Origin of the sequence: Herbaspirillum sp. YR522 (genome assembly GCF_000282575.1) — a bacterium.
GTDB lineage: Bacteria > Pseudomonadota > Gammaproteobacteria > Burkholderiales > Burkholderiaceae_D > Herbaspirillum.
In genome coordinates, this window is sequence record NZ_AKJA01000057.1 from 1 (window position 1) to 9,432 (window position 9,432).

Here is a 9,432-nt window from a genome sequence, read left to right on the forward strand (position 1 = left end):
GCTCGCCGCCGATGAACCTGCTGCATGGCAGGGTGGCGGCGGACGGCGCCGGATTCGTCACCGAGGGCGGCGACGCATTGCTGCGGCTGCCGCAGGGGGGCGGGCAAGCCAGCGCTGCGCGGCGCATCATGGGGGTGCGTCCGGAACATCTTCGATTGGTTGCCGAGGGCGGCCAGGCGACGCTGGAAGTCGAACTGGTCGAGGCGCTGGGAGCGGAGCTATTGGTACATGCGCGCTGCGGCACGCAGGCGATGGTGTTGCGCTGTGGGGCCAACGTCGCGGTGGCCAGCGGCCAGCGCATCGGGGTCGATTTCGACGCCGCCGATATACATTGGTTCGACGTGGAGAGCGGGCGCCGGATATGAATCCGACGCCCCCGGAGATTCTAGTCCGCGGCCGACACCAGGGCCTCGGCCAGCATCTCCACGCCGGGCAGGTTGCAAGCCTGCACCGCCTGCTGGACGGCGTCGATGGCGGCCTGGCGAGTGAAGCTCTTGCGCCAGGCGATGACCACCCGGCGCGATGGTGCCGGCGCCACGAAGGGCACGTAGCGCACCATGCCATCGCTGGCGTTGAGGTCGGTAATGGAAGCGCGCGGCAATACCGTCACGCCGATCCCGGACGACACCATGTGCCGGATGGTTTCCAGCGACGACCCCTCGAAGGTGCGGGCGATGCCATCGCCGGTGGTCGAGAAGCGCGACATCTCGGGGCAGACTTCCAGCACCTGGTCGCGGAAGCAATGGCCATTGCCCAGCAACAGCATGGTCTCGGTCTTGAGTTCGCGGGCGTCGATGCTGGTGCGTGCGGCCCACTTGTGCTGGCGCGGCAGCGCCACCACGAATTCCTCGTCGTACAGCGGCAAGACATTCAGGCCGTGCTCGGGGAAGGGCAGGGCCATGATGGCGGCATCGAGTTCGCCCTGGCGCAGCAGTTCGATGAGGCGCGTGGTGAAGTTCTCCTGCAGGATCAACGGCATCTGCGGCACCCGTTCGATCATGGTCTTGACCAGTGACGGCAGCAGGTAGGGGCCGATGGTGTAGATGATGCCCAGTCGCAGCGGACCCGACAATGGGTCCTTGTTCTGGTTGGCGATTTCCCTGATGGCGGCGGTTTGCTCCAGCACGCGTTCGGCCTGCGTCACGATCTGGGCGCCCAGCGGTGTGACCGATACTTCGTTGCCGCCGCGTTCGAAGATGATCACGCCCAGTTCGTCTTCCAGTTTCTTGATGGCCACCGAGAGCGTCGGTTGTGCCACAAAACAGGCTTCGGCAGCGTGGCCGAAATGTTTTTCCCGGGCGACTGCCACGATGTATTTGAGTTCTGTAAGTGTCATTCTGGTATGCCAAATGCGATGTGCAGACTATAGCCTATTTTCAACCGTGCAGTTTTGAGTGGAGCGGCCGCCCGCCGCGGGCTCCTGTCATGTCTTGGTCATATTCGAAAGGTATGTTGTCAGCCACTTTCGAGTACCGGACCATGGGTGTGCCGGCACATTGGATTGCACAGAGGAAACAATGGGGAACGAAGAACTGATCAGGCGCATTCATCGTGAACTGGCAGACAGCTACGACGAAGAGATGGAGCTGGAACTGGAGGACCGCACGGTGGATCCGGTCACCGGCGAGATCGACAGCGCCCATGGCGACACCGAGCGCCAATACCGGCGCAGGTATTTTCGCGAACTGTTCCGGCTGCAGGGTGAATTGGTCAAGTTGCAGGACTGGGTGGTACAGACCGGCCACAAGGTGGTGATCGTGTTCGAGGGACGCGACGCGGCCGGCAAGGGCGGCGTGATCAAGCGCATCACGCAACGCCTCAATCCGCGCGTGGCGCGGGTGGCGGCGCTGCCCGCGCCCAACGATCGGGAGCGTACGCAGTGGTATTTCCAGCGTTATGTCTCGCACCTGCCGGCGGCCGGCGAGATGGTGCTGTTCGACCGCAGCTGGTACAACCGCGCCGGGGTGGAGCGGGTCATGGGTTTTTGCAACGACGAGCAGTACGAGGAGTTCTTCCGCTCGGTGCCCGAATTCGAACGCATGCTTACCCGTGCCGGCATCCAGGTCATCAAGTACTGGTTCTCGATCACCGACGAAGAGCAGCACATGCGCTTCCTGTCGCGGATTCACGATCCGCTCAAGCAATGGAAGCTCAGTCCGATGGACCTGGAGTCGCGGCGTCGCTGGGAGGACTACACCAAGGCCAAGGAAGTGATGCTGGAACGCACCCATATTCCCGAGGCCCCGTGGTGGATCGTGCAGGCGGTCGACAAGAAGAAGGCGCGCCTGAACTGCATCCAGCACCTGCTGCAGCAGATGCCGTACGGCGAGGTGCCGCACGCACCGGTAATCCTGCCCGAGCGGGAGCGCCATGAAGACTATGAACGCCATCCGGTGCCCGACACGATGATCGTTCCCGAGTTGTATTGAATGTCGTGCGAGGCGCTCGTCGCACCATGAAAAAAGGCCGGAATCTTCCGGCCTTTTTTGTGCGTCAAGCGAGTCTAGAAATGCTTCTCGATGACTTCGCCGAAGGCCTGCTCGGCCGACTTGCCCTGCAGCATCAGCTCGCTGATCTCGTCGGAGTGCAGGTTGATCTCTTCCGGCAAGGTGGCGCGGTTGGCCTTGTAGTAGGCGTATTTCTCGCCATCGATGGCTTCACGCGCGCGCGCCGCCGCGGTCACAGGACGGGCGCCTGCGGTGCTGCTGCGGCTGGAGGCCGCGCGCGGCGAGCGGGTGGTGCTGCGCGAACTGCCGCCGGCGGCGATCAGCCGCTTGATCTGCTCGAGGGTGAAGATCGGGGTCACGTTGCCGGCGCCGAATTCTTCTTCTTCGGCACGGTGCAGATGGTGATTGCCATCGAACGCCATTTTCTTGTCGAAGGTATTGATGACTTCGTAGTGCGGCTTTTGCACCGAACCGAACAGGCTGAAGCGCACGCGGTCGCCATAAGCCGCCATCTGGGTGGTCACACCGTTAAGGTATTCCGACTTGATTGCCTCGACATTGCCATGCCAACGCTTGGTTTTGCTTGAACTCAAAATAACTCTTCCAATCTTCCAGTGATGCAATGCGCGCCTGGCCGGGGATGCCGGACCGACAACGTCCGTGGCGCGGATTTGAACGAATCGAGGCAATATTATCCTCCTCTGTTCGTCTTCTTGCATGATTTGGCGGTTTTTTTCTTCGCTACGCTTGCCCAAAGCGGTGCGTAGCGTCATCAAAGCCGACTCATCAGTGGCTATTCTGCTTGAAAAATGCACGCGCGGTACGATATCGGTTTCTCCATTGCAATGAATTGCCGTTGGCCTGCTCCCCATCCTTGAAAAGAAAATCCCATGCGTCGTTCGAGTGTCGGTGTTGTTGTCTTCCTTGCCCTGCTGGCCGCGTTGCATGGCTGGATCGGCTGGCAGTTGCTGCCCGCGCTGGGGATCGGCCACGGCGGGCAACTGGTCGGCGCGGCGGTGTTGCTGGCGTCGCTGGTGTCGATGCCGGCGGCCTTGATGGCGCCCTACCTGAAGCGGCGCGGATGGGCCGAGCGCCGCACCGACCAGGTCGCCTGGGCCGGCATGCTGGCCATGGGGGCGTTCTCGTCGACCTTGCTGCTGACCCTGCTGCGTGCGCTGGTGCTGCAAGCCGCCCCCTGGCTGGACCTGCCGGCCTTGCAGCTGCGCGCGCTCGGCACGGCGTCGGCCTGGCTGGTCCTGGCGCTGGCGGCGGCGGCCACATTGATCGGGTTGCTCAATGCCCGGCGTACCGCTTCGGTGGTCGACGTCGAGGTGCAGATCAGCGGCCTGCCGCCGCAGCTGGAAGGGTTCACCATCGCACAGATCAGCGACATCCACGTCGGGCCGACCATCAAGCGTGCCTACCTGCAAGCCATCGTCGACCGGGTCAACGCCCTGCAGGCCGATGTGGTGGCCATCACCGGCGACCTGGTCGATGGCAGCGTGGCGCAGTTGGCCGCGCATACGGCGCCACTGGCCGCCTTGCGCTCGCGGCACGGCAGCTATTTCGTCACTGGCAACCACGAATATTATTCGAACGCCCATGAATGGATCGATGAGGTCCGGCGCCTGGGCCTGACCGTGCTGATGAACGAGCACGTGGTGCTGCGCCACGACGGGGCCAGCCTGGTGCTGGCCGGCGTGACCGATTTCACGGCGCACCACTTCGACCCCGCGCATCGCAGCGATCCGCATGCGGCCATCGCCAATGCGCCGGCCGGCAGTCCACGCATCCTGCTGGCGCACCAGCCGCGCAGCGCCGTCGCCGCCGAGGAGGCCGGCTTCGACCTGCAGCTGTCGGGCCATACCCATGGTGGCCAGTTCTTCCCCTGGAATTTCTTCGTCCCGCTGCAGCAACCGTATGTGGCCGGACTCAAGCGGCTGCAACGGCTGTGGATCTATGTCAGCCGCGGCACCGGGTATTGGGGGCCGCCCAAGCGCCTGTGGGCACCATCCGAAATTACGCTGCTGCACCTGCGCACCGCGCCGGGCTGAGGTTCCGCGCAAGGGTGGGATTGGTTGGCAAAGTGCGCCATTCTCGGCCCATTTCTATAGAGTCGATTGCACACTGGCGACTACCATCGTCGTTTTTCTTCCCGGAGCGAGGAGCGAGACTGACGATGGCGCCTGGCGCACTGGCAGGTTCGTCCCGGCCCACCCCAGTCCATGCGCAATCCATTGCGGCAATTGCTCTGTGCCACCGTCACCACGCTGGTGCTGGTCGCCAGCGAAGAGTTGGCCAGTAGCAGGACCTTGCCTTCGATGTTGCGGGCCGCGATGTCGCGCCCGCCTGCCCGCCGCCCAGCCGTGCGGGCTTTCCAGTTGCGTCGCGCGCCGGTGCGTAGTGCGCCATTGCGACGGTTCCATGTGCGCCACTACCGCATGCCTTCAGCGCCGCGCGGCTGCCGTCTTCCCAAGTGATCCCGTGGTCTTAGACGACCGGTCTAATTTTTCGGTAGAATGGCCCGATGCGGGAAAACTACCTCGAAACCAAACGCAATATCCTGATGGCCGGTCGCGCGATCATCGCGCAGAAGGGCTTCTGCGGCGTCGGGCTGTCCGAAATCCTGAGCGCCGCCGCGATCCCCAAGGGTTCGTTCTATCACTACTTCGGGTCCAAGGAGGACTACGGGCGCGAACTGGTCCAGCATTACGTCGATGGCTACCTGGCCTTGCTCGACCAGGTGCTGGGCAGCGCGGGCGCGGCCGAGGCCGACTCGGCGGCCCGCAATGCGCGCGAACGGTTGTTGATCTATTGGGGCTACTGGCTCGAGAGCCAGTGCTGCGCCGAATTCGAACAGCGTTGCCTGGTGGTCAAGCTGTCGGCTGAAGTGGCCGACCTGTCCGATGCCATGCGCCAGGTACTGCATGCCGCCACCGGCAAGTTCATCGCCCGCATTGCGCATTGCATCGACGAAGGCATTGCCGAAGGCTCGCTGCATACCGCACTGGATCCGCATGCCACCGCCACCATGCTGTACCAGTTGTGGCTGGGCGCCAGCCTGCTGGGCAAGCTCAGTCGTGACCGCATTCCGATGCAAAGCGCCATGCATGTCACGCGACATGTGCTGGTGCCGCCGCAATAGCTCGCCAACCCTCTTGCAGAAAGGACTCCCATGAGTGCCAGCCATCCCACCGACAGCATCAATCGCAGGATCGTGCTCGCTTCCCGCCCCACCGGCGCACCCACGGTCGACAACTTCAGGCTCGAAGAGCACCCGGTGCCGGCGCTGGCCGAGGGCCAGGTCCTGTTGCGCACCGAATGGTTGTCGCTCGACCCCTATATGCGCGGTCGCATGAGTGATGCCCCCTCCTATGCCGCGCCGGTGCAGATTGGCGAAGTCATGACCGGTGGCGCGGTCTCGCGCGTGGTAGCCTCACGGCATCCAGGGTTTCATGCCGGCCAGCGCGTGATGGCCTATACCGGCTGGCAGGATTACGCCGTCTCCGACGGCAGCGGCGTCACGCTGCTCTCGGACACCCTGGCGCAACCCTCGCATGCGCTGGGCGCGCTGGGCATGCCGGGTTATACCGCCTATGCGGGGCTGCTCGATATCGGCGCCCCGCAGGTCGGCGAGACCGTGGTGGTGGCCGCTGCCACGGGGGCGGTGGGCGCGATGGTAGGCCAGATCGCGCGCATCAAGGGCTGTCGCGTGGTGGGCGTGGCCGGTGGCGCCAGGAAGTGTGAATACGCCGTCGAGCAACTGGGTTTCGATGCCTGCATCGACCATCGCGCACCCGATTTCGCGGCACAGCTCAAGGCCTCCTGCCCCAAGGGCATCGACGTCTATTTCGAGAATGTCGGCGGCGCCGTGTTCGACGCCGTGGTGCCGCTGCTCAACATGCATGCCCGTATCCCCCTGTGTGGCCTGATTGCCCACTACAACGGCGGCCGGGTCGAATCCGATGCCAGCGCGCTGCTGCGTCGCGTGCTGACGCACCGGATCCAGATTCGCGGCTTCATCATCTTCGATTACTACGTCAACCGTCCCGACCTGCATGCGGCGTTCCAGCATGACGTCGCGGCGTGGCTGGCCGATGGCAGCCTGCGCTACCAGGAAGACGTGGTGCAGGGGCTGGAGAACGCGCCGCAGGCGTTCATCGGCCTGCTGCAAGGCCGCAATTTCGGCAAACTGGTGGTGCAGATATCAGCCTGATCGCGCCACGCCCCGATCACTTCAACAGGATGTCCCTCATGATTGCGTTTTCCGTACTCGACCTATCGCCCATCAACCAGGGCAGCACCGCCGCGCAGGCGTTCAACAACACCAAGGAGCTGGCGCAGTTGGCCGAGCGCCTGGGCTATCGTCGCTACTGGCTGGCCGAGCATCACAACATGCCCGGCATCGCCAGCGCCGCCACGTCGGTAGTGATCGGTCACGTCGCGGCCCACACCCGCACCATCCGGGTCGGTTCGGGCGGCATCATGCTACCCAACCATTCGCCGCTGGTCATCGCCGAGCAGTTCGGCACCCTCGAATCGCTCTATCCCGGCCGCATCGACCTGGGCCTGGGACGGGCGCCGGGTTCGGACCAGCGTACCGCTCGGGCACTGCGCCGCAACCAGGGCGGCGACAGTGCCGACAGCTTTCCGCAGGACGTGGTCGAGCTGCAGGATTATTTTGCCGAGAGCTCGCCCTACCAGGCGCTGCGGGCGGTGCCGGGCGCAGGCCTGAAAGTGCCGATCTGGCTGCTGGGGTCGAGCATGTTCAGCGCCCAATTGGCGGCCGAACTGGGCTTGCCGTTTTCGTTTGCGTCGCATTTCGCGCCGGGGTTCATGAAGTCGGCGGTGGAAATCTACCGTGCCCGCTTCAAGCCGTCGGAGACGCTGGAAAGGCCGTATGTCATGCTGGGCCTGAACGTGTTCGCAGCCGACAGCGATCGTGACGCGCAGCGTCTGTTCACGTCGCTGCAGCAGCAGTTCATCAACCTGATCCGGGGCACCCCCGGCCAGTTGCAGCCACCGATCGACGATATCGGCAGCTACTGGCAGCCGGGCGAGCAGGCGCACGTGGAGCGCTCGTTGGCCTGTGCCGTGGTGGGAGATCGCGACACCGTACGCGCGGGACTGCAGAATTTCATCGACGACACCGCGCCCGACGAACTGATGATCACGGCCCAGATATTCGACCATGCCGCGCGCCTGCATTCGTTCGAGATCGTGGCCCAGGTGCGCCAGGAGCTCGAGCGCAGCGTGGTGATCTGAGGCATCCAACGGTGGTGGGGGGCGGGCGCGCGCCGGGCGTCGCCGGCTTATTCCATCCCCAGCATTCGCGCCAGGTTGTTGCCGCTCTTGGAACTGACCAGGTGGATGTGCTCTTCCAGCGAGCGCAGGTGGCCATCCATGGCGGCGACGGCACCCTCTACATCGCCGCGCTCGATCAGGTCGACGATGAGCGTATGTTCGTCGTGCTCGCAGGCGGCATAGCCGGCCGGTTCATGCAGGGCCACGATCAGCGAACAACGCGACACCAGTTCGCCCAGGTAGCGCTGCAGCGTCGGATTGCGCGACAGTTCGGCTACCCGCATGTGGAATGACGACGCCAGCCGCGCCCAATGGGTCTGGGCGTAGCTGTGCATCACCTCATGTTCTTCCTTGAGCTGGCGACGCAGGCGTGCCAGGTCGGCGCGCGTGGCATTGTCCACGGCCAGGCGCATGATGGCCGATTCCAGCGCGCGGCGCGCCTCGAAGATCTCACGGGTCTGTTCCGGGGTCGGCATGGCGACCACCGCGCCCCGGTTCGGGCGCAACTCGACGATGTGCTCGTGCGCCAATTTCTGCAATGCCTTTTGCACGACCGTGCGGCCTACGCCGAACAGCTCGCACAGGGCGGCCTCGGGCAGCTTTGTGCCGGGCGCCAGGCGCTGGCTCATGACGCTGTCGAACACCGAGTTATAGATGCGGCCGATGATGTCGTCACCCTCGGGCGCGGCGTTGTCGGCCAGCGTGTCGGGACGCACACGCGGCCGGCCGGCGCGCCGGGGAAGCGCCGGCGCCGCTGCAATGCGGGGGGCGGCGCGTTTGCCGGTCTTGCGGATAGAGGTGTCGCTCATCTTCTTTCACATGGTGTTCGTCGCGTCGGCGGCGCTATCGCAGCGATTGCGCCAATCGAATGGCCAGCCGGATCAACGCCAGGTCACTGCCGGCCGGGCCCAGCAATGATACGCCGATCGGCAGGCCCTCGGGCGTGGTCAAGGCAATACTGACCTGCGGCAAGCCGCACAATCCCGCAATGCTGGTGATGCGGAAGGTGCGCGCGCGGACCTGGTCGATTTCCTGCGCGCTGGCCTGGCGCAGCGGCGCCACGCTGGCCGCCGATGGCATCACCGCCACGCCGTCGGCGCCCAGCCAGGATCGCACCTGCTCACGCACCAGCGCCTGGCGTTGGCGGGCATCGTCGGCGGCGGCATCGGTAGTGGCGCGGGCCATGTCCCAGCGTCCCTGGACGGCAGGGCCGAAGGCCGGCCGTTCGCGTTCGATCCACTCACGATGGGTTTGCCAGGCGTCATGGGCCGAGGCAGTGATGTAGGTCTGGCGCCATCGTTCGAGTTGTTCACCGTTGCCCAGGTGCGACCTCGCACCGTCGCCCAGCAAGCCCGCCAGCGCCTCGTGAAATCGCATCACCGGTGCATGGAACACGTCGTCGGCCTGGGCCAATACATCCAATGGCAGCAGCGCACGTTTGAATTCGAAGGCAGTGTCGGGTAACAGGGCCTGGCCCACGCGTTCGAATACCTCGGCCCCGGAGGCCAGCCAGGTCACCGTGTCGAAGGCCGGCGACAGCGGCGCCATGGCCTCGCAGGACAGCAGGCCGTGCGTGGTGCGCAGGCCCCAGAGCCCGCAGTAACTGGCGGGTACCCGGGTCGAGCCGCCGGTGTCGGTACCCAGCGCAAAGTCGCACAGTCCGGCGGCCACGGCGGCCGCC

The 9,432-nt window shown here is 64.8% G+C and carries 11 protein-coding genes; 7 read left to right on the forward strand and 4 right to left on the reverse strand.

Annotated features, from left to right (window positions below; all coding sequences use genetic code 11):
• Positions 1 to 365, forward strand: a 365-nt coding sequence (locus tag PMI40_RS09465; protein WP_008114548.1) for a TOBE domain-containing protein, incomplete at its 5' end; no start/stop codon positions are given.
• Positions 366 to 385: 20 nt separating this feature from the next.
• On the opposite strand, the gene PMI40_RS09470 is transcribed toward PMI40_RS09465, so the two are convergent.
• Entirely contained in the window at positions 386 to 1,336 is a 951-nt protein-coding gene (locus tag PMI40_RS09470) for a LysR substrate-binding domain-containing protein (protein ID WP_008114549.1), read from the reverse strand.
• A 181-nt stretch (positions 1,337 to 1,517) separates the two neighbouring features.
• Here PMI40_RS09470 and ppk2 point away from each other — a divergent pair, with 181 nt between their 5' ends.
• Positions 1,518 to 2,429, forward strand: a complete 912-nt coding sequence (gene ppk2 / locus PMI40_RS09475; protein WP_008114550.1) for a polyphosphate kinase 2 — start codon at positions 1,518 to 1,520, stop codon at positions 2,427 to 2,429.
• 74 nt (positions 2,430 to 2,503) lie between these two features.
• Here ppk2 and PMI40_RS09480 read toward each other — a convergent pair whose 3' ends face one another.
• Positions 2,504 to 3,040, reverse strand: a complete 537-nt coding sequence (locus PMI40_RS09480; protein ID WP_040501864.1) for a hypothetical protein — start codon at positions 3,038 to 3,040, stop codon at positions 2,504 to 2,506.
• Positions 3,041 to 3,337: 297 nt separating this feature from the next.
• Between PMI40_RS09480 and PMI40_RS09485 the strand changes: the two genes are divergently transcribed.
• From PMI40_RS09485 to PMI40_RS09500, 5 genes are all read left to right on the forward strand, one after another.
• Positions 3,338 to 4,501, forward strand: a complete 1,164-nt coding sequence (locus PMI40_RS09485; protein ID WP_008114553.1) for a metallophosphoesterase — start codon at positions 3,338 to 3,340, stop codon at positions 4,499 to 4,501.
• A gap of 171 nt (positions 4,502 to 4,672) precedes the next feature.
• Positions 4,673 to 4,927: a hypothetical protein gene (locus PMI40_RS23800; RefSeq protein ID WP_157221484.1), complete on the forward strand. Its 255-nt coding sequence runs from the start codon at positions 4,673 to 4,675 to the stop codon at positions 4,925 to 4,927.
• Between the two features lie 47 nt (positions 4,928 to 4,974).
• Complete coding sequence (locus tag PMI40_RS09490) at positions 4,975 to 5,592, forward strand: TetR/AcrR family transcriptional regulator (RefSeq protein ID WP_008114555.1); 618 nt, start codon at positions 4,975 to 4,977, stop codon at positions 5,590 to 5,592.
• A gap of 30 nt (positions 5,593 to 5,622) precedes the next feature.
• Positions 5,623 to 6,663: an NADP-dependent oxidoreductase gene (locus tag PMI40_RS09495; protein ID WP_008114557.1), complete on the forward strand. Its 1,041-nt coding sequence runs from the start codon at positions 5,623 to 5,625 to the stop codon at positions 6,661 to 6,663.
• A gap of 38 nt (positions 6,664 to 6,701) precedes the next feature.
• Entirely contained in the window at positions 6,702 to 7,712 is a 1,011-nt protein-coding gene (locus tag PMI40_RS09500) for an LLM class flavin-dependent oxidoreductase (protein WP_008114558.1), read from the forward strand.
• Between the two features lie 47 nt (positions 7,713 to 7,759).
• On the opposite strand, the gene PMI40_RS09505 is transcribed toward PMI40_RS09500, so the two are convergent.
• Complete coding sequence (locus PMI40_RS09505; protein ID WP_008114560.1) at positions 7,760 to 8,560, reverse strand: GntR family transcriptional regulator; 801 nt, start codon at positions 8,558 to 8,560, stop codon at positions 7,760 to 7,762.
• Between the two features lie 34 nt (positions 8,561 to 8,594).
• Positions 8,595 to 9,432, reverse strand: an 838-nt coding sequence (locus tag PMI40_RS09510; RefSeq protein WP_008114563.1) for an amidase family protein, incomplete at its 5' end; no start/stop codon positions are given.